Source organism: Winslowiella sp. 2C04 (genome assembly GCF_050037805.1).
Classification (GTDB): Bacteria; Pseudomonadota; Gammaproteobacteria; order Enterobacterales; family Enterobacteriaceae; genus Erwinia; species Erwinia toletana_A.
This window is the reverse complement of the sequence record NZ_CP188300.1, coordinates 948,430-970,599: the sequence shown is the minus strand read 5'-3', so window position 1 is coordinate 970,599 and position 22,170 is coordinate 948,430. Positions and strand designations below refer to the sequence as shown.

Sequence of the window (22,170 nt, the reverse complement as noted above, 5' to 3'; positions counted from 1 at the left end):
GGGTTATCACAATTTGATGCCTGGCAGTTCCCTACTCTCGCATGGGGAGACCCCACACTACCATCGGCGCTACGGCGTTTCACTTCTGAGTTCGGCATGGGGTCAGGTGGGACCACCGCGCTAAAGCCGCCAGGCAAATTCTTTGTGCGTGAAACGAATCTTTTGCGCTTAACCAGCACAAAATCTTTCGTTTCTGCAAATTCTTTAATCCGTATGAACAAGCTGAAATTGATGGTTCTCTCACACACAACCACCAAAACACTTCTGGCGTTGTAAGGTTAAGCCTCACGGGTCATTAGTACCGGTTAGCTCAACGCATCGCTGCGCTTACACACCCGGCCTATCAACGTCGTAGTCTTCAACGTCCCTTCAGGACCCTCAAGGAGTCAGGGAGAATTCATCTCGAGGCAAGTTTCGCGCTTAGATGCTTTCAGCGCTTATCTTTTCCGCATTTAGCTACCGGGCAATGCCATTGGCATGACAACCCGAACACCAGTGATGCGTCCACTCCGGTCCTCTCGTACTAGGAGCAGCCCCTCTCAATTCTCCAGCGCCCACGGCAGATAGGGACCGAACTGTCTCACGACGTTCTAAACCCAGCTCGCGTACCACTTTAAACGGCGAACAGCCGTACCCTTGGGACCTACTTCAGCCCCAGGATGTGATGAGCCGACATCGAGGTGCCAAACACCGCCGTCGATATGAACTCTTGGGCGGTATCAGCCTGTTATCCCCGGAGTACCTTTTATCCGTTGAGCGATGGCCCTTCCATTCAGAACCACCGGATCACTATGACCTGCTTTCGCACCTGCTCGAGCCGTCACTCTCGCAGTCAAGCCAGCTTATGCCATTGCACTAACCTCACGATGTCCGACCGTGATTAGCTGACCTTCGTGCTCCTCCGTTACTCTTTAGGAGGAGACCGCCCCAGTCAAACTACCCACCAGACACTGTCCCCACGCCGGATTACGGCGCCAGGTTAGAACATCAAACATTAAAGGGTGGTATTTCAAGGTTGGCTCCACGCAGACTAGCGTCCACGCTTCAAAGCCTCCCACCTATCCTACACATCAAGGCTCAATGTTCAGTGTCAAGCTGTAGTAAAGGTTCACGGGGTCTTTCCGTCTTGCCGCGGGTACACTGCATCTTCACAGCGAGTTCAATTTCACTGAGTCTCGGGTGGAGACAGCCTGGCCATCATTACGCCATTCGTGCAGGTCGGAACTTACCCGACAAGGAATTTCGCTACCTTAGGACCGTTATAGTTACGGCCGCCGTTTACCGGGGCTTCGATCAAGAGCTTCTCCTTGCGGATAACCCCATCAATTAACCTTCCGGCACCGGGCAGGCGTCACACCGTATACGTCCACTTTCGTGTTTGCACAGTGCTGTGTTTTTAATAAACAGTTGCAGCCAGCTGGTATCTTCGACTGGCTTCAGCTCCGGGAGCAAGTCCCTTCACCTACGCGCCAGCGTGCCTTCTCCCGAAGTTACGGCACCATTTTGCCTAGTTCCTTCACCCGAGTTCTCTCAAGCGCCTTGGTATTCTCTACCTGACCACCTGTGTCGGTTTGGGGTACGATTTCGTGTTACCTGGAGCTTAGAGGCTTTTCCTGGAAGCATGGCATCAGTTACTTCACCACCGTGGTGGCTCGTCATCACGCCTCAGCCTTAGAGCATTCCGGATTTGCCTGGAATGCAAGCCTACACGCTTAAACCGGGACAACCGTCGCCCGGATAACCTAGCCTTCTCCGTCCCCCCTTCGCAGTAACACCAAGTACAGGAATATTAACCTGTTTCCCATCGACTACGCTTTTCAGCCTCGCCTTAGGGGTCGACTCACCCTGCCCCGATTAACGTTGGACAGGAACCCTTGGTCTTCCGGCGAGCGGGCTTTTCACCCGCTTTATCGTTACTTATGTCAGCATTCGCACTTCTGATACCTCCAGCAGACCTCACAGTCCACCTTCGACGGCTTACAGAACGCTCCCCTACCCAACAACACATAGTGTCGCTGCCGCAGCTTCGGTGCATGGTTTAGCCCCGTTACATCTTCCGCGCAGGCCGACTCGACCAGTGAGCTATTACGCTTTCTTTAAATGATGGCTGCTTCTAAGCCAACATCCTGGCTGTCTGTGCCTTCCCACATCGTTTCCCACTTAACCATGACTTTGGGACCTTAGCTGGCGGTCTGGGTTGTTTCCCTCTTCACGACGGACGTTAGCACCCGCCGTGTGTCTCCCGTGATAACATTCTCCGGTATTCGCAGTTTGCATCGGGTTGGTAAGCCGGGATGGCCCCCTAGCCGAAACAGTGCTCTACCCCCGGAGATGAGTTCACGAGGCGCTACCTAAATAGCTTTCGGGGAGAACCAGCTATCTCCCGGTTTGATTGGCCTTTCACCCCCAGCCACAAGTCATCCGCTAATTTTTCAACATTAGTCGGTTCGGTCCTCCAGTTAGTGTTACCCAACCTTCAACCTGCCCATGGCTAGATCACCGGGTTTCGGGTCTATACCCTGCAACTTAACGCCCAGTTAAGACTCGGTTTCCCTGCGGCTCCCCTATACGGTTAACCTTGCTACAGAATATAAGTCGCTGACCCATTATACAAAAGGTACGCAGTCACCCTGATAAATCAAGGCTCCCACTGCTTGTACGTACACGGTTTCAGGTTCTGTTTCACTCCCCTCGCCGGGGTTCTTTTCGCCTTTCCCTCACGGTACTGGTTCACTATCGGTCAGTCAGGAGTATTTAGCCTTGGAGGATGGTCCCCCCATATTCAGACAGGATGTCACGTGTCCCGCCCTACTCATCGAACTCACAATAAGTGCAGCTTCGTGTACGGGGCTATCACCCTGTATCGCGCCACTTTCCAGAGGCTTCCACTGCTGCACAAACTGATTCAGGTTCTGGGCTGTTCCCCGTTCGCTCGCCGCTACTGGGGGAATCTCGGTTGATTTCTTTTCCTCTGGGTACTTAGATGTTTCAGTTCCCCAGGTTCGCCTCATTAAGCTATGTATTCACTTAATGATAATGCAACGAATTGCATTGGGTTTCCCCATTCGGGTATCGACGGTTGTAGCGCCTCATATCGGCTTACCGTCGCTTATCGCAGATTAGCACGCCCTTCATCGCCTCTGACTGCCAGGGCATCCACCGTGTACGCTTAGTCGCTTAACCTCACAACCCACAAGTGTTTCCACTGCGGCTGTAAGCATTTGAGAGACTCGAACACATCGCGATTCATTTCTTATTACGGAGAAATGAGACGACGCGTCGTTTCAATTTTCAGCTTGTTCCGGATTGTTAAAGAGCAATATCTTAAAACCTGACTCGAAAGTCAGCTTTAAGATATTTTCAGCGACACCTTTCACCTGTCACCAAGCAAGTGGCGTCCCCTAGGGGATTCGAACCCCTGTTGCCGCCGTGAAAGGGCGGAGTCCTAACCGCTAGACGAAGGGGACACGGGGTGTCGCGACTTCGCAGGCGCCTTGCTCATTACTTTTTCATCAGACAATCTGTGTGGGCACTGCGCGGGTATCTTCACATAGGTAAGGAGGTGATCCAACCGCAGGTTCCCCTACGGTTACCTTGTTACGACTTCACCCCAGTCATGAATCACAAAGTGGTAAGCGCCCTCCCGAAGGTTAAGCTACCTACTTCTTTTGCAACCCACTCCCATGGTGTGACGGGCGGTGTGTACAAGGCCCGGGAACGTATTCACCGTAGCATTCTGATCTACGATTACTAGCGATTCCGACTTCACGGAGTCGAGTTGCAGACTCCGATCCGGACTACGACGCACTTTATGAGGTCCGCTTGCTCTCGCGAGGTCGCTTCTCTTTGTATGCGCCATTGTAGCACGTGTGTAGCCCTGGCCGTAAGGGCCATGATGACTTGACGTCATCCCCACCTTCCTCCGGTTTATCACCGGCAGTCTCCTTTGAGTTCCCGACATTACTCGCTGGCAACAAAGGATAAGGGTTGCGCTCGTTGCGGGACTTAACCCAACATTTCACAACACGAGCTGACGACAGCCATGCAGCACCTGTCTCACGGTTCCCGAAGGCACTAAGGCATCTCTGCCGAATTCCGTGGATGTCAAGGCCAGGTAAGGTTCTTCGCGTTGCATCGAATTAAACCACATGCTCCACCGCTTGTGCGGGCCCCCGTCAATTCATTTGAGTTTTAACCTTGCGGCCGTACTCCCCAGGCGGTCGACTTAACGCGTTAGCTCCGGAAGCCACGCCTCAAGGGCACAACCTCCAAGTCGACATCGTTTACGGCGTGGACTACCAGGGTATCTAATCCTGTTTGCTCCCCACGCTTTCGCACCTGAGCGTCAGTCTTCGTCCAGGGGGCCGCCTTCGCCACCGGTATTCCTCCAGATCTCTACGCATTTCACCGCTACACCTGGAATTCTACCCCCCTCTACGAGACTCAAGCTTGCCAGTTTCAAATGCAGTTCCCAGGTTGAGCCCGGGGATTTCACATCTGACTTAACAAACCGCCTGCGTGCGCTTTACGCCCAGTAATTCCGATTAACGCTTGCACCCTCCGTATTACCGCGGCTGCTGGCACGGAGTTAGCCGGTGCTTCTTCTGCGGGTAACGTCAATGACGAAGGTTATTAACCCTCATCCCTTCCTCCCCGCTGAAAGTACTTTACAACCCGAAGGCCTTCTTCATACACGCGGCATGGCTGCATCAGGCTTGCGCCCATTGTGCAATATTCCCCACTGCTGCCTCCCGTAGGAGTCTGGACCGTGTCTCAGTTCCAGTGTGGCTGGTCATCCTCTCAGACCAGCTAGGGATCGTCGCCTAGGTGAGCCGTTACCCCACCTACTAGCTAATCCCATCTGGGTTCATCCGATGGTGTGAGGCCCGAAGGTCCCCCACTTTGGTCTTGCGACGTTATGCGGTATTAGCTACCGTTTCCAGTAGTTATCCCCCTCCATCGGGCAGATCCCCAGACATTACTCACCCGTCCGCCACTCGTCACCCAGGGAGCAAGCTCCCCTGTGCTACCGTTCGACTTGCATGTGTTAGGCCTGCCGCCAGCGTTCAATCTGAGCCATGATCAAACTCTTCAATTAAAAAGCTTGATGCTCAAAGAATTAAAACTGTTATTCGTAATGAATATAGTAGTCACTCTTGAGACTTGATATTTCAAATTTTTTCCATCCGAGGATGGTTTGCGATATCAACCCTGCGAGTGCCCACACAGATTGTCTGATAAATTGTTAAAGAGCAGTGCAATCAGCGATTTGGCTTGCTGTTGCGAGGTGGCGTATATTACGCTTTCCTCCTTCAGAGTCAACCTCTTTTTCAGAAGTTTTTCTCCGGCGGTTCAGAACTTCCTGAACCTCTCAACACCGTGGCTGGTAAGCCGTTGTTCCGTGTCAGTGGAGGCGCATTATAGGGAGTTTCTGACGGGTGACAAGTACTAAATTGAAATAATTGTTCAGACGCTCAGTTTTCAATCACACCCGCTGTAATTTGCTGCATATCGTGTGATTAACATACCAAAACGGGCCTTAACGGCCCGTTTTTATCAGTACTCTCTGTTTATTGATGAGCAACAATCACGCCATCTTTCACTATCATCTCGATAGTTTTACCCGGAATCAACGCTCCGGAGAGAATCTGCTGCGCCAGCGGGTTCTCAATTTGCTGCTGAATAGCGCGTTTCAAAGGTCGTGCACCGTAAACCGGGTCATAACCGTTCTCGCCAAGCAGCTGCAACGCTTCATCTGAGATGTGCAGAGTAAAGCCACGATCTTCCAGACGCTGATAAAGACGCTGGAGCTGGATTTTGGCAATCGACGCAATATGCTGCTCACCCAATGGATGGAACACCACCAGCTCGTCAACACGGTTAATAAACTCAGGACGGAAGTGGTGCGCAACGACCGACATCACCAAATCTTTCATTTCCGGATAGTCCAAATCACCGAAACGTTCCTGAATCAGATCCGAACCAAGATTCGACGTCATAATGACCACGGTATTACGGAAGTCGACCGTTCTGCCCTGTCCGTCCGTCAGGCGACCATCATCCAGTACCTGCAACAGGATGTTGAACACATCCGGATGCGCCTTCTCTACTTCGTCGAGCAGAATCACTGAATAAGGACGACGACGCACCGCTTCAGTAAGGTAGCCACCTTCTTCATAACCAACATAACCTGGAGGCGCGCCCACCAGACGTGACACTGAGTGTTTTTCCATAAACTCGGACATATCGATACGCACCATCGCGTCATCGCTGTCGAACAGGAAGTTAGCCAGCGCTTTACACAACTCGGTTTTACCGACACCCGTTGGGCCGAGGAACAGGAATGAACCAATTGGGCGATTCGGATCGGCTAAGCCGGCCCGGCTGCGACGAATCGCATTAGAAACCGCTTCAACCGCTTCGTTTTGTCCAATCACCCGCTGATGAAGGTCGTGCTCCATGCGCAGCAGTTTATCGCGCTCACCTTCCATCATGCGTGCCACCGGAATCCCGGTCCAGCGTGCCAGCACATCGGCAATCTCAACATCGGTTACGCGGTTGCGTAATAAACGCATGGTTTTGCCTTCAGACTGGGTGGCCGATGCCAGTTGTTTTTCCAGCTCAGGAATCTGCCCGTATTGCAGTTCGGACATTTTCCCCAGGTCACCAACACGACGCGCCTGCTCCAGCGACAATTTCGCCTGCTCAAGTTCGGCTTTAATCGTCTGCGTTCCAGAAAGCGAGGCTTTCTCCGCTTTCCACTCCTCTTCCAGCTCAGAGTATTCGCGTTCTTTCTGGCCCAGCTCATCTTCCAGCATTTCTAAACGTTTAATGCTGGCATCATCTGATTCTTTTTTCAGCGCCTGCTGTTCAAGCTTAAGCTGAATAATACGGCGCTCAAGGCGATCGAGTGATTCTGGCTTGGAGTCGATTTGCATACGAATGCTCGAAGCCGCTTCATCTATCAGGTCGATGGCTTTATCCGGCAGCTGGCGATCGGCGATATATCGGTGCGACAACGTGGCCGCTGCCACGATGGCCGGATCGGTGATCTGCACATGATGGTGCAGCTCGTAGCGTTCTTTCAGCCCACGCAGAATAGCGATGGTGTCTTCAACACTCGGTTCTGCGACAAACACTTTCTGGAAACGACGCTCCAGCGCAGCATCTTTTTCGATGTACTGCCGGTACTCATCCAGCGTGGTGGCACCCACGCAGTGAAGTTCACCACGCGCCAGCGCAGGTTTCAGCATATTGCCGGCATCCATCGCGCCATCGGCTTTACCGGCGCCGACCATGGTATGGAGTTCGTCAATAAACAGGATGACATTACCTTCCTGTTTAGACAGGTCATTAAGCACGCCTTTCAGGCGCTCCTCAAATTCACCGCGATATTTGGCTCCCGCCACCAGCGCGCCCATATCCAGCGCCAGCACCCGACGTCCTTTCAGACCTTCCGGCACTTCGCCATTGATAATACGCTGCGCCAGTCCTTCAACGATGGCGGTTTTACCCACGCCGGGTTCACCGATCAGTACCGGGTTATTTTTGGTGCGACGCTGCAACACCTGAATAGTGCGACGAATCTCTTCGTCACGGCCAATCACCGGATCGAGTTTGCCCTGTTCAGCACGCTCAGTCAGATCGATAGTGTATTTTTTCAAAGCCTGGCGCTGATCTTCAGCCCCTTGATCGTTCACGCTTTCCCCTCCACGCATTTGCTCAATGGCCTTCGTCAGCTTTTCGCTGGTTGCGCCCGCAGATTTCAGTAAATCCGCTACCGAGCCGCGCGAGTCGAGTGCTGCCAGAACAAATAATTCAGATGATATAAAGTTGTCGCCGCGCTTTTGCGCCAGCTTGTCACAAAGATTAAGAACCCGGACCAGGTCGGCCGAAGGTTGCACATCGCCATCGGTGCCTTCCACCTGCGGTAAGCGGCTAATCGCCTGCTCAATACCGTTACGCAACGAGGCGACATCTACGCCTGCAGTGGTGAGTAGCGGACGCACCGATCCGCCTTCCTGATTAAGCAGAGTGCTCATCAGATGCAAAGGTTCGATAAATTGGTTGTCGCGCCCAAGTGCGAGTGACTGAGCGTCGGCGAGTGCCAGCTGGAATTTGTTAGTAAGACGATCCAGACGCATAATTCCTCCCATAAGGTCAAAATGCTACTGGAGATTAAATGAGGTCATCCCTCAAATTTTTCAAGGTTAATGACCTTAAATATCAGGCGAAAAAATACGCTAACTGGATCGTCTTGAAACTACAGGTTATATCAGCCAGATCAAACTTGCCAGGCGGCCGGTGACGCCATAGCGTCGAAAGGAGAAAAATTGTTCAGCCTGCGTCAGGGTACACAGACCTCCACCGCTGACTGAACGAATACCCTGCGCCTCCAGGCGCTGACGCGCCAGCAGCCAGATATCAGCATAATACTTCTCGCCAACGGGTTTAAATGCCGCAGCAGCCTGCTGATTCTGAGAGACAAAGGCATGGTACACCTCGCTCCCGACCTCAAAGGCATCGGGTCCGATAGCCGGTCCCAGCCAGGCGTGAATTTCACTGGCAGGACAGGAGAAGTTCGCCAGCGTCGCCTCTAATACGCCCGCACACAGCCCGCGCCATCCGGCATGGGCTGCAGCGACTTGCTTGCCGTCCTGAGAACAAAACAGTACCGGTAAACAATCTGCCGTCATCGCAGCACAAACCGTACCCTGGCGATCGCTCCACGCCGCATCGGCACGCAGTGACGCCGGTACATTACCGTCCAGACGCAGCACGTCAGTGCCGTGTACCTGCTCAAGCCAGACCGGCATCGCAGGTAACTCCGCCATCGCCATAAGGCGCTGGCGATTGGCTTGCACAGTTAACTCATCATCCCCAACGTGCGATCCCAGATTCATTGCATCCCATGGCGCGTGGCTGAAGCCGCCAGAACGGGTAGTTGAACAGGCGCGCACATTGGCCGGTGCAGGCCAGTCGGGAATAATCAGTTCACTCATAGCCAGTCCAGCTGATCCTTAAACTCTTCCGTATCGGCTTTCAATGCGTCGATAAGATCGACCATATCCTGCGGCAACGGAGCATGCCATTCCATTTCGATACCGGTGATCGGATGATACAGACGCAGCATAGTTGCGTGCAGCGCCTGGCGATCAAACTGACGCAGCGTACTGATAAAAGCATCCGATGCCCCTTTCGGTGGGCGCGGACGACCGCCATACAGCTGATCGCCCACCAGCGGATGGGCGATATGCGCCATATGTACGCGGATCTGGTGAGTACGGCCGGTTTCAAGGCGCAAACGCAGGCGCGTATGGGCACGGAAATGCTCCATAATACGATAATGCGTGGTCGCTGGTTTCCCCATCGGATGCACCGCCATATGAGTTCGCTTGGTCGAGTGACGGCTGATAGGCTCGTTAACCGAACCGCCTGCTGTCATCGTGCCAATGGCTACCGCTTCATATTCACGAGTAATTTCACGCAGTTGCAGCGCTTCTACCAGGTGCGTCTGCGCCGGGACAGTTTTTGCCACCACCATTAAACCAGTGGTATCTTTGTCGAGACGGTGGACGATACCGGCACGAGGCACGTCGGCAATAGCCGGATAATAATGCAGTAAAGCATTCAGCACCGTGCCGTCAGGATTGCCTGCGCCAGGGTGAACCACCAGGTCGCGTGGTTTATTAATCACCAGGATGTCATCATCTTCATAGACGATGTTCAGCGCGATATCCTGCGCTTCCCAGCGTGCTTCTTCTTCAATCTCAGCGTTGATAGCGACCTTTTCGCCACCCAGCACTTTTTCTTTCGGCTTATCGACCACGTTGCCGTTAACCATCACACGACGGTCAAGGATCCATTCTTTTATGCGAGAACGTGAATAATCAGGGAACATTTCCGCTAAAGCCTGATCTAAGCGTTGTCCGAGTTGTGATTCGGACACCGTTGCGGTGAGTTGTACTTGTTGTGCCATAAACAGCTTCTTCGTTAACGTTGGGTTTTCACGGCGATGCCGTTTAATATAATGTGCTATCGTACCTGGTCACTAAAGGGAGCTTAACGGACAGCTTCCGCAATAACACTCTGAGGATAATCAAATCGTCATGACGCGTATGAAATATCTGGTGGCTGCGGCCACGTTGAGCCTGGCACTGGTTGGTTGTTCCAGCTCCAAGGATGTGGTTCCTGACAGTCCACCATCTGAGCTTTACGCTACGGCCCAGCAAAAACTGCAGGACGGTAACTTTAAAGGAGCAATAACGCAACTGGAAGCGCTCGATAACCGCTATCCGTTCGGCCCTTACTCCCAGCAAGTTCAGCTAGATCTGATCTACGCTTACTACAAAAATGCCGATTTACCGCTGGCGCAGGCCGCAATCGATCGCTTTATGCGACTGAATCCTACCCATCCGAACATCGACTATGTCATTTACATGAGAGGTCTGACGGATATGGCGCTGGATGATTCCGCGCTGCAAGGCTTCTTCGGTGTTGATCGTTCTGACCGCGATCCTGAACATGCACGTAATGCTTTCCGTGACTTCTCACAACTGCTGCGCGGCTATCCGAACAGCCAGTATGCTACTGATTCACGCAAGCGTCTGGTGTATCTGAAAGATCGCCTGGCCAAGTATGAGCTGTCGGTGGCGCAATTCTATACTAAGCGTGGGGCATATGTCGCTGTAGTTAATCGCGTTGAGCAGATGATGAAAGATTATCCGGACACTGAGGCGACCCGTGCCGCTCTGCCGTTAATGGAAAATGCTTACCGTAAGCTGGAGTTGAACGCTGAAGCGGATAAAGTCGCGAAGCTGATTGCAGCTAACCCGGCGTAAATTGCTGAGACAAAAAAGGCAGCCTGTTGGCTGCCTTTTTATTGGCCATAAAAACATCAATCGCCACATTTTTCAGCCAGGTTAACCTATCAATAATGCCCCGTTAAACCGGCTCCGGCAAGCTCTGTCGCCAGATTTATTAGCCAACATCACAGATTTCAGCTGATTGACAAAAAGTGACAAATTTTCGTGATTTGAATCACACATCTTGATGTTTTTCGCGCTATGCTGGACTCACCAAGACGGAAATGACAGAGAGGTAAGTACTATGGTTCTGAACATTACCAGTAAGCAAATGGATATCACGCCGGCCATCCGCCAGCATGTCGAAGACCGTCTCGCCAAGTTAGAAAAGTGGCAAACCCATCTGATTAATCCGCACATTGTTCTTTCGAAAGAGCCGAAGGAATTTGTCGCTGATGCTACCATTAACACGCCAAATGGTCCCCTGATTGCCAGCGCTAAAAACGAAGATATGTATGCGGCAATCAACGATTTGATTAATAAACTGGAACGCCAGCTGAATAAAGTCCAGCACAAAGGCGAAGCCCGCCGCGCGGTGGCCAGTGTCAAAGACCTGAGCGTTGTTGAACAAGAAGAGTAATTAGCTGTTATCGACGCGCCTGCGGGCGCGTTTTTTATTGACAGAAATAAATTGCAGCGGTTACTGTAACCGTTCGACATTTACGGAAATCACCATGAAACCCCAAACGTTTTTCTTCGCATTCTTTTTTACCTTCCCCTGAATGGGAGGCAATTCGTCGTGTGAGAATGAATGCGAAGACGAACAACAAAGCCTCCCAAACGGGAGGCTTTTTTTTTGGATATCTGACAGGTAGCGATAATGAACACCGAAAACCCTCTGTTAGCCCTGCGCGATAAAATCAGCGCCGTTGATGAAAAACTATTAGCGCTACTTGCCGAGCGCCGCGGACTGGCAATTGACGTGGCGAAGGCAAAAATGGCAACCCAGCGGCCGATTCGTGATATCGACCGTGAGCGCAATCTGCTGGAACATCTGATAACCCTTGGTAAGAGCCACCAGCTTGATGCGCATTACATCACCCGCCTGTTTCAACAAATCATTGAAGACTCGGTGCTGACGCAGCAGGCGCTGCTGCAAAAGCATCTTAATCAGACCAATGCGCATTCAGCGCGCATCGCTTTCCTCGGCCCGAAAGGCTCTTATTCACATCTTGCCGCGCGTCGTTACGCTGCGCGTCACTTTGAACAGTTTATTGAAAGCGGTTGCCTGAAATTTCATGACATCATTAATCAGGTAGAGACCGGCCAGGCCGATTACGCCGTGCTGCCGATCGAGAATACCAGCTCCGGCTCCATCAATGATGTCTACGACCTGCTACAGCAGACCAGTCTGTCTATCGTCGGTGAAATGACCGTGCCGATTAACCACTGCGTGCTGGTATCCGGCACCACTGATTTGCAGCAAATTGAAACTGTTTACAGCCATCCGCAGCCATTCCAGCAGTGCAGCCAGTTTATTAATCGCTTCCCGCACTGGAAAATTGAGTACACCGAAAGCACTGCTGCCGCGATGGAGAAAGTGGCAGAGATGAACTCGCCGAAAGTAGCAGCGCTGGGCAGTGAGGCGGGCGGTGAGCTGTATAACTTGCAGGTACTGGAACGCGATCTGGCTAATCAGCAACAGAATATTACCCGCTTCATTATTCTGGCACGTAAGCCGGTTGATGTATCACCGCAGGTGCCGGCGAAAACCACGCTGATTATGGCTACCGGCCAGCAGGCTGGTGCGTTAGTTGAAGCGTTACTGGTGCTGCGCCAGCACAACCTGATAATGAGCAAGCTGGAATCACGGCCAATTAACGGCAACCCATGGGAAGAGATGTTCTATATCGATGTGCAGGGCAATCTGCGTTCTGATGAGATGCAGCAGGCGCTGCGGGAGCTGACACCAATCACCCGTTCGCTGAAAGTGTTGGGATGTTATCCGGGTGAAAACGTAGTGCCGGTCGATCCGCAATAATTTCCGATAAGGGCCAGTCCGTGCAAGGGCTGGCCACGAGATAAACAGCAATTTACGCTGAGCGCCCATCGCTATATAATAAATTACATAGCGATAAGGTGATCATCATGTATTCACGAGTAAAGCACTTCAGCCTACTGTTTTTTCTACTTTTAACGTCGTTTTCATCACTGGCCTCGCGCCAGGTTACCGATCAGTTAGGTCGCGAAGTGACTATTCCGGACCAGGTTGATCGCGTGGTAGTACTACAACATCAGACGCTTAATCTGCTGGTTCAGCTTGATGCGACGCAAACCATGGTTGGTATTTTAAGCAACTGGAAACAGCAGCTGGGCGATAATTATCAGCGGCTGGTACCGGCCTTAAACAGCATTCCATTGCTGGGTGATTTAACCCACGTCGACCTGGAAAAACTGGTCGCGCTACATCCGCAGGTGGTGTTTGTTACTAACTACGCGCCGCAGGAGATGATTGATCAAATCTCGCAGTTGGGCATCCCGGTGATCGCCATTTCCCTGCATGCAGGGAATGCGCAGCACCAGAATCAGCTGAATCCCTCGTGGCAGGATGACGATCGGGCATACGATGAAGGTCTTAAAGACGGTATCCGCCTGATTGGCAAAGTGGTGAATCGCCAGCAGCAGGCGGAAGATCTAATTCAGGCTGCCTTTGCGCAACGGGCGGTAATCACTGAGCGATTAAAGGATATTGCGCCCCAGCAGCGCATTCGTGTCTATATGGCTAATCCCGAACTCACGACCTATGGATCCGGGAAATATACCGGCCTGATGATGTCGCATGCTGGCGCACTTAATGTTGCCGCCGCAACGGTCAAAGGCTACAAACAAGTGGCGATGGAGCAAGTGCTGACATGGAATCCACAGGTGATCTTTGTTCAGGATCGCTATCCGCAGGTGCCGGCAGAGATCAACAACAGCAAGCAATGGCAGGCGATTGACGCGGTAAAAAATCATCGGGTCTATCTGATGCCAGAGTACGCCAAAGCGTGGGGCTATCCGATGCCGGAAGCAATCGGACTGGGTGAACTCTGGATGGCTAAAAAACTCTATCCGCAGAGATTTGCCGATATTGATATGCAGAAGCTGGCGCAGCAGTGGTATCAACGCTTTTATCGTAGTAACTATCAGGGTTTTAACTAGTCTCAGACAGCGGGGGACTGGCAGCTGACAGATTGCGCAAAATTTGGCCGGCACTGATGGCTGACCAGACTCTGCGCATATTGACTATCCGGCGGCTAAGCGCCGATTTTGACGTTCAACCGGCTCGCTGTCACAAACGGCTGTCATTCGCCTGACGCAGCAGCGTTCGACTCTCCACCAGGAAGCTTTTGGCATAATCACCAAACCAATGCTCTACCCGGCGGAAACTGTCGATAAATGCCTGCTTATCGCCCTGCTCCAACAGCGTGATAGCTTCGCCAAATCGCTGATGATAGCGTTTGATCAGTTCAAGATTGCGGCCTGAAGACATAATAATGTCTGCGTACAGCTGCGGATCCTGAGCAAACAGACGCCCGACCATCGCCAGTTCCAGACGATAAATCGGTGACGACAGCGCCAGAAGCTGTTCCAGATTAACATTCTCTTCTGCCAGATGCAGACCATAAGCAAAGGTCGCGAAGTGGCGCAACGCCTGGATAAACGCCATATTCTGGTCGTGTTCAACGGCGCTGATACGGTGCAAACGCGCGCCCCAGACCTGAATCTGTTCCAGCAGCCACTGATAAGCCTCCGGCTGACGACCGTCACACCAGACGACCAGCTGCTTCGCCAGGCTGCCGCTGTCCGGGCCAAACATCGGGTGCAACCCGAGAACCGGGCCACTGTGTGCCGCCAGCATCGCCTGCAACGGACGATTTTTTACCGATGCCAGATCCACCAGAATACAGTCATCCGGCAGTTTTGGCAGTTCGGCAATCACTTGCTCAGTCAGATGAATCGGCACGCTGATAATTACCATGCCCGCATCACTGAGCAGGGCTTCTGCTTGTTCCCAGTCGCCCTTATCCAGAATTTTCACCTGGTAACCCGACAGGGTCAGCATCTTTTCAAACAGCCGCCCCATCTGCCCTCTGCCCCCGACAATCACCACCGGACGCAGTTCAGGACAGAGAGTTTTGAAACCTTTATCATTTTCGCTTGAGTAGGATTCGCGCATTACACGACGCAATACATCCTCAATTAAATCAGGCGGCACACCCAGTGTTTCCGCCTCTTTACGCCGCGAAGCCAGCATTGAAGCTTCGCGTTCAGGAACATAAATCGGTAATCCGTAACGGCTTTTAACTTCGCCAACTTCGGCAACCAGTTCCAGTCGTCTGGCCAGCAGATCGAGCAGCGCTTTATCAACTTCATCAATTTGATCGCGTAGCGCGGTCAGTTCAGCCACCATAATTAAACCTCTTGTGACAGACGCGCCGTCAGCACTCCAGCCAGATTCTGATGGATATTACGCAGCAGCGTTTCGGTAGACGCCCAGTTGATGCAAGCATCGGTAACGGAAACACCGTGGCGCATCGCGCTGCGTGGCTGTTCAGATGACTGATTGCCTTCATTAATGTTGCTTTCCAGCATCAGACCGATAATTGAACGGTTGCCATCCTTGATCTGCGCTATTGCAGACTCAGCCACGCCGGGCTGACGACGATAGTCTTTGTTTGAGTTGCCATGACTGCAATCTATCATCAAGGATGGACGGAGTCCCGCCTGAAGCATCTCTTTTTCACACTGCGCAACATCTTCCGGGCCGTAGTTTGGTGCTTTACCACCGCGCAGAATGACGTGACCATCCGGGTTGCCTTTGGTCTGCAACAGACAAACCTGCCCCGCCTGGTTGATGCCAACAAAACGGTGTGGCATTGCCGCAGCACGCATCGCATTGATTGCCGTACCCAGGCTGCCGTCAGTACCATTTTTAAAGCCAACCGGCATCGACAGGCCAGAGGCCATTTCACGGTGCGTTTGCGATTCGGTGGTACGCGCGCCGATCGCTGACCAGCTGAACAGATCGCCAAGATATTGCGGACTGTTAGGATCGAGCGCTTCGGTCGCCAATGGCAGACCCATTTCCACCAGGTTCAGCAACAAGCGACGCGCAATGTGCAGACCGGCTTCCATATCAAATGAGTTATCCATATAAGGATCGTTGATCAGCCCTTTCCAACCGACGGTGGTACGAGGCTTTTCAAAATAGACGCGCATAACGATATACAGCTGATCCTTCAACTGCTCAGAGAGATCTTTTAAATAACGGGCATATTCCAACGCAGCTTCAGGATCGTGAATTGAACAAGGTCCGCATACCACCAGCAGGCGATGATCTTTACCGCTGATAATGTCAGAAATGGTCTGACGGGAAGCAGCAATCTGCGCTTCCAGCTGGGCATTTAGCGGAAACTGTTTTTTCAGCTCTTCCGGAGTAATCAATATCTGTTCGTCGGCGATATGAACATTATTCAGCGCGTCTTTTTGCATGATCCTGATCCTTTCTCACTCGTTTATGCGTTCGTTAAGATCCTCAATGAGGTAGGGATTACTTTACCATATAACGTAAAGCCTGCAATCCACATATGTACACTTTATTTACCACTCAATTAAAATCAACCGATTTTTTTCATATAATAACTTATTAATCAATAGTTTATTGCATACCAAAGCAGCAAATAAACCGTAAAGATATAATTACAGTCATTTTTTATCTCATGAGCATCAGCCAAAAAAAACGCTTTTAAATCTGCAACCTGCATCACGATCGCAATCTTTCCTTCATCCTTCTATGATGTATAGCAGAGCGGACAACCTACTATCATTTATGCCGGAGATATCATGAATATACGCCTTCGTCCTTTTGCGATGCAGGATGCCGCTGCTTTTGCGCAGGCGGTGAATGAGTCACTGGACAGCCTGTTGCCGTGGATGGTCTGGGCGCATGCGGGTTACAGTGAACAGGATGCACGTGAGTGGTTTGCTTTTACTGCGATGCAGCGCAGTAAAGGCGAGGCGGATGAGTTTGGCATTTACGATGATGAAGGTCATCTGTTAGGTGGAGCCGGCCTGCGCTATGCGCGCGATAAATTCAGCTTACCGGCAATCGGCTACTGGGTTCGCAGCAGTCACCAGCGTAGGGGAATTGCCCGTCAGGCGGTCAGCGACCTTGCAGCGCTGGCTTTCAGATGCGCAGAAGTGAACACCGTCGAGATTCTGGCGGCAGAAGCCAACCTTGCCAGCCGGGCGGTAGCCAAAGCCAGTGGCGCAGAGTTTATTGATATGCGCTATGGCTTAATCATTCTCGATAGCGGCCCGGTTAATACCGCTATTTATCATTTACGCCGCAGGCATCAGGCTGCGCAGTGAATGGATCTGCTGCCCCTCTGCGCTGAAGTTCTGCGGATCAAGCCATGTACTGATTGCCAGATTTATCGCTGGCCATTCGCTGTCAATAATCGACAACCAGTCCGTATCGCGGTTGCGATTATTGCGCGCCATCATCTGACGAAATCGTCCTTCCCAGCGAAATCCCAGACGCTCGGCCGCCACTCGCGAGGGGGCATTCAATGAATCACACTTCCATTCGCAACGGCGATCACCGCTCGCGGTGGCGACAACACCGGTTGCCAGTCAGGTAATGCTTCACCGATGGGTTGCTGGTACTGATTGATTCGCTGCATACAAAGCCCCAGTTTGTGGATGTGTCGTTGCCATTAATGTGACAGCACTGAGCGGTTACTACCAGAAAAAAAAGGGGCTGACCAGTCGGTCAACCCCTTGTTTGCTATTAACTTTTGGATGCAGCGTAAGCTGTATCTTAGTTAAGACGCTCTTTGATACGAGCTGACTTACCAGTACGCTCACGCAGGTAGTACAGTTTGGCTTTACGCACAGCGCCACGACGTTTAACAGTAATGCTGTCGATTACTGGTGAGTGAGTCTGGAATACACGCTCAACACCTTCGCCGTTGGAAATCTTACGAACAGTGAATGCAGAGTGCAGACCGCGGTTACGAATAGCGATAACCACGCCCTCGAATGCCTGCAGACGTTTTTTAGAACCTTCAACGACCCATACTTTCACTTCCACGGAATCACCCGGACGGAATGAAGGTACGTCCTGTTTCATCTGCTCTTGTTCAATTTGCTTAATAATGTTGCTCATAATAAATCTCTTATCCTGGGTAAACTGATATTTAAGGAGGTTAGCGATACGCTTAACCTACCGCATCATCGTTTTGGTGCATGGTGAATTCCCGTTGGAACTCTGCCAGCAACCTTGCTTGCTCTTCAGTCAGAGCCAGGTTTTCCAGAAGTTCAGGTCTTCTAAGCCAGGTACGGCCCAGCGACTGTTTCAGGCGCCAGCGGCGAATATCAGCATGGTTGCCCGACAGTAAAACTGACGGAACTTCCATCCCTTCCAACACCTCAGGCCGGGTGTAGTGCGGACAATCCAGCAAACCATCAGAAAACGAATCTTCTTCGGCTGAGGCTTGTTTGCCCAGTACGCCTGGAATAAACCGGGATACTGAATCAATCAAGGTCATTGCTGGCAGCTCGCCACCACTGAGAACGTAATCACCTATAGACCACTCTTCGTCGATCTCGGTTTTAATTACGCGCTCATCAATCCCTTCATAGCGACCACATACCAGAATTAACTTCTGGTTAGTCGCCAGTTCGCAAACGCCATTCTGGTCAAGTTTGCGCCCCTGAGGTGAAAGATAAATCACCTTAGCACCTTCTCCTGCCGCCGCTTTTGCTGCGTGGATGGCATCCCGTAAGGGTTGAACCATCATTAGCATTCCCGGTCCGCCGCCGTAAGGACGTTCGTCTACGGTACGGTGCCGGTCATGAGTGAAATCACGAGGACTCCAGCTCTGAATGCTGAGCAGGCCATTTTTTACTGCCCGGCCAGTTACCCCGTAGTCGGTAATCGCGCGAAACATCTCTGGAAAAAGGCTGATTATACCAATCCACATCGATGGAGCTGCCTGCTTACCGCTTTGTTCGGAGGTCAAAAACCAGGATCCCAATCTACTTCGATGGTGCCGGTAGTGAGATCGACATTCTTGATAACCTGTTCATCAAGAAACGGAATTAACCGCTCCTTCGCACCGAAGGCATCTTTCAGGTTTGCCTGCACGACGAGAACGTCGTTAGAACCGGTTTCCATCAACTCAGTGACTTTACCCAGCTCATAGCCTTTAGTGGTGACAACCTGGCAACCGATAAGGTCTTTCCAGTAATAGTCACCGCTATCCAGCTCTGGCAATTGCTCGGAATCGACCACAATTTCGCAATTGGTGTAGAGTCCTGCAGCATCACGATCGTCAATGCCTTTGACTTTGATGATCAGATCCTGATTGTGGCGCTTCCAGCCTTCCAGCTCGATAAGCTGCCATTGACCCGCACGTTGAATAAACCACGGCTGATAGTCAAAAATGCTTTCGGCGTCTTCGGTGGAGGAAAACACTTTGAGCCAACCACGGATACCGTATGCCGCACCCATTTTGCCGAGAATAAGCGGCTTAACAGGGGGCTGGGCGGCGAGTTGCTTGCTCATGTTGACCACCGTGACAGATTAAGCTGCTTTTTTAGCTTGCTTGATCAGCGCGTTAACGCGATCAGAAAGCGTTGCGCCCTGGCCAACCCAGTGCTCAATACGGTCCAGATCCAGACGCAGTGCTTCAGCCTGACCAGAAGCGATCGGGTTGAAAAAGCCTACGCGCTCGATAAAGCGACCGTTACGTGCATTACGGCTGTCAGTTACGACTACCTGATAGAACGGACGCTTTTTAGCGCCGTGACGTGCCAAACGAATTGTTACCATAACATCCTCTTTAGTTAATAAAACAACCGGGCCCCATCGAGGAACGGGGCCCAGGTGCAATATAAAAAGCCCGAAAATTTTACTCATTTTGGCGCAAAAAGCAATCTAAAGCTCACTATCCTTTTACGCTATGATATTTCGGACCCTGTTAGCGACCAGGGAATCCTGGTGGCATCATACCTTTCATACCGCGCATCATTTTCGCCATGCCGCCTTTCTTCATCTTCTTCATCATGCGCTGCATGTCGTCGAACTGCTTCAGCAGGCGGTTGACGTCCTGCACTTGCATACCGGAACCGGTGGCAATACGGCGTTTACGCGAACCTTTAATGATTTCTGGCTTCTCACGCTCTTTACGCGTCATCGAGTTGATCATCGCTTCCATGCGTACCAGAACTTTGTCATCCATCTGCGATTTCACATTATCGGGTAACTGGCCCATACCTGGCAGTTTACCCATCAGGCTGGCCATACCACCCATGTTGCGCATCTGCTTCAGCTGCTCAAGAAAATCGTTCAGGTCAAAACCATCACCTTTCTTCAGCTTACTGGCCAGTTTTTCCGCCTGTGCGCGGTCAACTTTGCTTTCAATATCTTCAATCAGTGACAGCACGTCACCCATACCGAGAATGCGCGACGCAATACGGTCCGGATAGAACGGCTCAAGGGCTTCGGTTTTTTCGCCGACACCCATAAATTTAATCGGTTTACCGGTGATGTGACGAATCGACAGCGCCGCACCACCACGTGCATCACCGTCAACTTTGGTCAGTACCACACCGGTCAGCGGCAGCGCTTCATTAAACGCTTTCGCGGTATTTGCCGCATCCTGACCGGTCATTGCATCGACGACAAACAGGGTTTCTACCGGATTAATCGCGGCGTGTACCTGTTTGATTTCGTCCATCATTGCTTCATCAACGTGTAAACGACCGGCGGTATCCACCAGCAGCACATCGTAGAATTTCAGCTTCGCTTGTTGCAGCGCATTGTTGACGATATCGACCGGTTTCTGGCTGAGGTCAGAAGGGCAGAAATCCACGCCAACCTGTTCGGCCAGCGTTTCCAGCTGACGAATTGCCGCCGGACGATAGACGTCAGCAGAGACCACCAGCACTTTCTTTTTATGCTTCTCGCGCAGGAACTTACCCAGCTTCGCTACGCTGGTGGTTTTACCCGCACCCTGCAAACCGGCCATCAGCACTACCGCCGGCGGCTGTGCAGCCAGATTCAGGGTGTTATTTTCATCACCCATCGCCGCGACCAGTTCGTTCTTAACGATCTTGACGAATTCCTGGCCTGGCGTCAGGCTTTTATTAACTTCATGACCTACCGCGCGCTCTTTGACGCGATTAATAAAGTCACGAACCACCGGCAGAGCTACGTCCGCCTCCAGCAGCGCCATGCGCACTTCGCGCAGGGTTTCTTTAATGTTCTCTTCGGTCAGCCTTCCGCGGCCACTGATATTGCGCAGGGTCTGCGACAAACGATCGGTTAAATTATCAAACATTGTCTCTCGCTCAACGTCGTATAAGAGAGGCCGCACAGGCGACACAATTCGGCGGATTATAACACGAAGCGATGGCGATCTCTGCAATCGGCGATGAGATCGTTTGGTGCATGCTGCCGCTGGCGCTATACTGCTGTTTTTCTTAACGGCCGGTACCTGACAACATCTATGTTCGTATTCGCGATTGTGGCGCTTTTCGCCTACTCACTCAGCCTTGCCCTGATCATCCCAAGCCTGGTCCGTAAAAACAGCGCATGGCGGCGTCTGGCGGTTATTTCTGCCTGCGTTGCATTGGTTGCTCACGGCGTTGCGCTGGAGCAGCGGATATTTGGCATGGAGGGTGGCCAGAATCTCAGCCTGCTGAACATTGGCTCACTGGTCAGCTTGCTGATCTGTACCATTATGACGATTGTGGCTTCGCGCAATCGTGGCTGGATGCTGTTGCCGATCATCTATAGCTTTGCGTTGATTAACCTCGCGTTTGCGACATTTGTTCCCAATGCCTTTATCACACACCTGGAAACCACGCCGGGGATGATGATCCATATTGGTCTGGCGCTGCTGGCTTATGCCACGCTGATTATCGCCGCACTGTATGCGCTACAGCTGGCGTGGATCGATTATCAGCTGAAAAATAAAAAGCTCGCATTCAGCAATGATATGCCACCATTGATGGTCATTGAGCGCAAAATGTTCCACATTACCCAGGTTGGTGTTGTGTTGCTGACGCTGGTGTTGTGCACCGGTCTGTTCTTTATGCAGGATCTTTTCAGCCGCGAAAACGTCGACAAAGCGGTGCTGTCGATTATCGCCTGGTTTGTTTATATCGTATTACTCTGGGGCCATTATCATGAGGGCTGGCGCGGTCGTCGCGTCGTCTGGTTTAACTGCGGCGGCGCACTGTTGCTGACCATGGCCTATTTTGGTAGCCGCGTCCTGCAACACCTCATGTCCTGACCTCTCACCACAAGGAA

At 51.9% G+C, this 22,170-nt stretch carries 17 protein-coding genes, 1 tRNA gene, 3 rRNA genes, 1 pseudogene and 1 other annotated feature; of the genes and pseudogenes, 7 read left to right on the top strand and 15 right to left on the bottom strand.

All coding sequences use genetic code 11. From position 1 onward, the window contains the following. Positions 1-18: 18 nt before the first annotated feature. From rrf to rluD, 7 genes are all read right to left on the bottom strand, one after another. Positions 19-134, bottom strand: a 5S ribosomal RNA gene (gene rrf, locus ACP3TC_RS04195). A 140-nt stretch (positions 135-274) separates the two neighbouring features. Then, positions 275-3,183: ribosomal RNA gene (locus tag ACP3TC_RS04190) — 23S ribosomal RNA — on the bottom strand. A 209-nt stretch (positions 3,184-3,392) separates the two neighbouring features. Next, positions 3,393-3,467, bottom strand: a tRNA-Glu gene (locus ACP3TC_RS04185). 88 nt (positions 3,468-3,555) lie between these two features. After that, positions 3,556-5,098, bottom strand: a 16S ribosomal RNA gene (locus ACP3TC_RS04180). The 16S, 23S and 5S rRNA genes sit together here with 1 tRNA gene alongside, the layout of an rRNA operon. 472 nt (positions 5,099-5,570) lie before the next feature. Then, entirely contained in the window at positions 5,571-8,156 is a 2,586-nt protein-coding gene (gene clpB / locus ACP3TC_RS04175; RefSeq protein WP_313853375.1) for an ATP-dependent chaperone ClpB, read from the bottom strand. Positions 8,157-8,270: 114 nt separating this feature from the next. Continuing rightward, positions 8,271-9,002, bottom strand: a complete 732-nt coding sequence (yfiH, locus tag ACP3TC_RS04170; protein WP_426817572.1) for a purine nucleoside phosphorylase YfiH — start codon at positions 9,000-9,002, stop codon at positions 8,271-8,273. Further along, entirely contained in the window at positions 8,999-9,979 is a 981-nt protein-coding gene (rluD, locus tag ACP3TC_RS04165; RefSeq protein WP_313853377.1) for a 23S rRNA pseudouridine(1911/1915/1917) synthase RluD, read from the bottom strand. The genes yfiH and rluD overlap by 4 nt, the downstream gene beginning before the upstream one ends. A gap of 130 nt (positions 9,980-10,109) precedes the next feature. Here rluD and bamD point away from each other — a divergent pair, with 130 nt between their 5' ends. From bamD to ACP3TC_RS04140, 5 genes are all read left to right on the top strand, one after another. After that, positions 10,110-10,841 carry an outer membrane protein assembly factor BamD gene (bamD, locus tag ACP3TC_RS04160; protein ID WP_313853378.1) on the top strand — a complete coding sequence of 244 codons (732 nt, stop codon included), beginning with the start codon at positions 10,110-10,112 and terminating at the stop codon, positions 10,839-10,841. Positions 10,842-11,109: 268 nt separating this feature from the next. Continuing rightward, positions 11,110-11,445 (top strand): ribosome-associated translation inhibitor RaiA, encoded by a 336-nt coding sequence (gene raiA, locus ACP3TC_RS04155; RefSeq protein WP_313853379.1) that lies wholly within the window; start codon positions 11,110-11,112, stop codon positions 11,443-11,445. Positions 11,446-11,538: 93 nt separating this feature from the next. Next, positions 11,539-11,663, top strand: a sequence feature (Phe leader region). Beyond that, positions 11,540-11,587, top strand: a complete 48-nt coding sequence (locus ACP3TC_RS04150) for a hypothetical protein (protein WP_313857788.1) — start codon at positions 11,540-11,542, stop codon at positions 11,585-11,587. It overlaps the preceding feature by 48 nt. A 22-nt stretch (positions 11,664-11,685) precedes the next feature. Further along, positions 11,686-12,846, top strand: a complete 1,161-nt coding sequence (gene pheA, locus ACP3TC_RS04145) for a bifunctional chorismate mutase/prephenate dehydratase (RefSeq protein WP_313853380.1) — start codon at positions 11,686-11,688, stop codon at positions 12,844-12,846. A 107-nt stretch (positions 12,847-12,953) separates the two neighbouring features. After that, entirely contained in the window at positions 12,954-14,006 is a 1,053-nt protein-coding gene (locus ACP3TC_RS04140; RefSeq protein ID WP_426817571.1) for an ABC transporter substrate-binding protein, read from the top strand. 130 nt (positions 14,007-14,136) lie between these two features. Here the strand turns inward: ACP3TC_RS04140 and tyrA are convergent, their stop codons facing one another. Beyond that, positions 14,137-15,258, bottom strand: coding sequence for a bifunctional chorismate mutase/prephenate dehydrogenase (gene tyrA, locus ACP3TC_RS04135; RefSeq protein WP_313853383.1), 1,122 nt, complete (start codon positions 15,256-15,258; stop codon positions 14,137-14,139). Between the two features lie 2 nt (positions 15,259-15,260). Continuing rightward, complete coding sequence (locus tag ACP3TC_RS04130; RefSeq protein WP_313853385.1) at positions 15,261-16,340, bottom strand: 3-deoxy-7-phosphoheptulonate synthase; 1,080 nt, start codon at positions 16,338-16,340, stop codon at positions 15,261-15,263. Positions 16,341-16,691: 351 nt separating this feature from the next. Between ACP3TC_RS04130 and ACP3TC_RS04125 the strand changes: the two genes are divergently transcribed. Beyond that, the gene (locus ACP3TC_RS04125) at positions 16,692-17,219 is read left to right on the top strand and encodes a GNAT family N-acetyltransferase (protein ID WP_426817570.1); all 528 of its coding nucleotides are present in this window, start codon (positions 16,692-16,694) and stop codon (positions 17,217-17,219) included. Here the strand turns inward: ACP3TC_RS04125 and ACP3TC_RS04120 are convergent. From ACP3TC_RS04120 to ffh, 6 genes and pseudogenes are all read right to left on the bottom strand, one after another. After that, a pseudogene (locus ACP3TC_RS04120) lies at positions 17,190-17,465 on the bottom strand (GNAT family N-acetyltransferase); the annotation flags it as partial. The gene ACP3TC_RS04125 and the pseudogene ACP3TC_RS04120 overlap by 30 nt on opposite strands. A gap of 205 nt (positions 17,466-17,670) precedes the next feature. Next, positions 17,671-18,018, bottom strand: coding sequence for a 50S ribosomal protein L19 (rplS, locus tag ACP3TC_RS04115; RefSeq protein ID WP_031374778.1), 348 nt, complete (start codon positions 18,016-18,018; stop codon positions 17,671-17,673). Between the two features lie 52 nt (positions 18,019-18,070). Next, on the bottom strand, positions 18,071-18,835 hold the full coding sequence (trmD, locus tag ACP3TC_RS04110) for a tRNA (guanosine(37)-N1)-methyltransferase TrmD (protein WP_426817569.1): 765 nt from the start codon (positions 18,833-18,835) through the stop codon (positions 18,071-18,073). A gap of 35 nt (positions 18,836-18,870) precedes the next feature. Then, positions 18,871-19,419 (bottom strand): ribosome maturation factor RimM, encoded by a 549-nt coding sequence (rimM, locus tag ACP3TC_RS04105; RefSeq protein ID WP_313853392.1) that lies wholly within the window; start codon positions 19,417-19,419, stop codon positions 18,871-18,873. 18 nt (positions 19,420-19,437) lie between these two features. Beyond that, on the bottom strand, positions 19,438-19,686 hold the full coding sequence (gene rpsP, locus ACP3TC_RS04100) for a 30S ribosomal protein S16 (protein ID WP_012442365.1): 249 nt from the start codon (positions 19,684-19,686) through the stop codon (positions 19,438-19,440). Positions 19,687-19,834: 148 nt separating this feature from the next. Beyond that, positions 19,835-21,196 (bottom strand): signal recognition particle protein, encoded by a 1,362-nt coding sequence (gene ffh, locus ACP3TC_RS04095; RefSeq protein ID WP_313853395.1) that lies wholly within the window; start codon positions 21,194-21,196, stop codon positions 19,835-19,837. A 168-nt stretch (positions 21,197-21,364) separates the two neighbouring features. On the opposite strand from ffh, the gene ACP3TC_RS04090 reads away from it, so the two are divergent. Then, a complete protein-coding gene (locus ACP3TC_RS04090) occupies positions 21,365-22,153 on the top strand; it encodes a cytochrome C assembly family protein (RefSeq protein ID WP_052900044.1) in 789 nt (262 codons plus the stop codon). Positions 22,154-22,170: the final 17 nt, after the last annotated feature.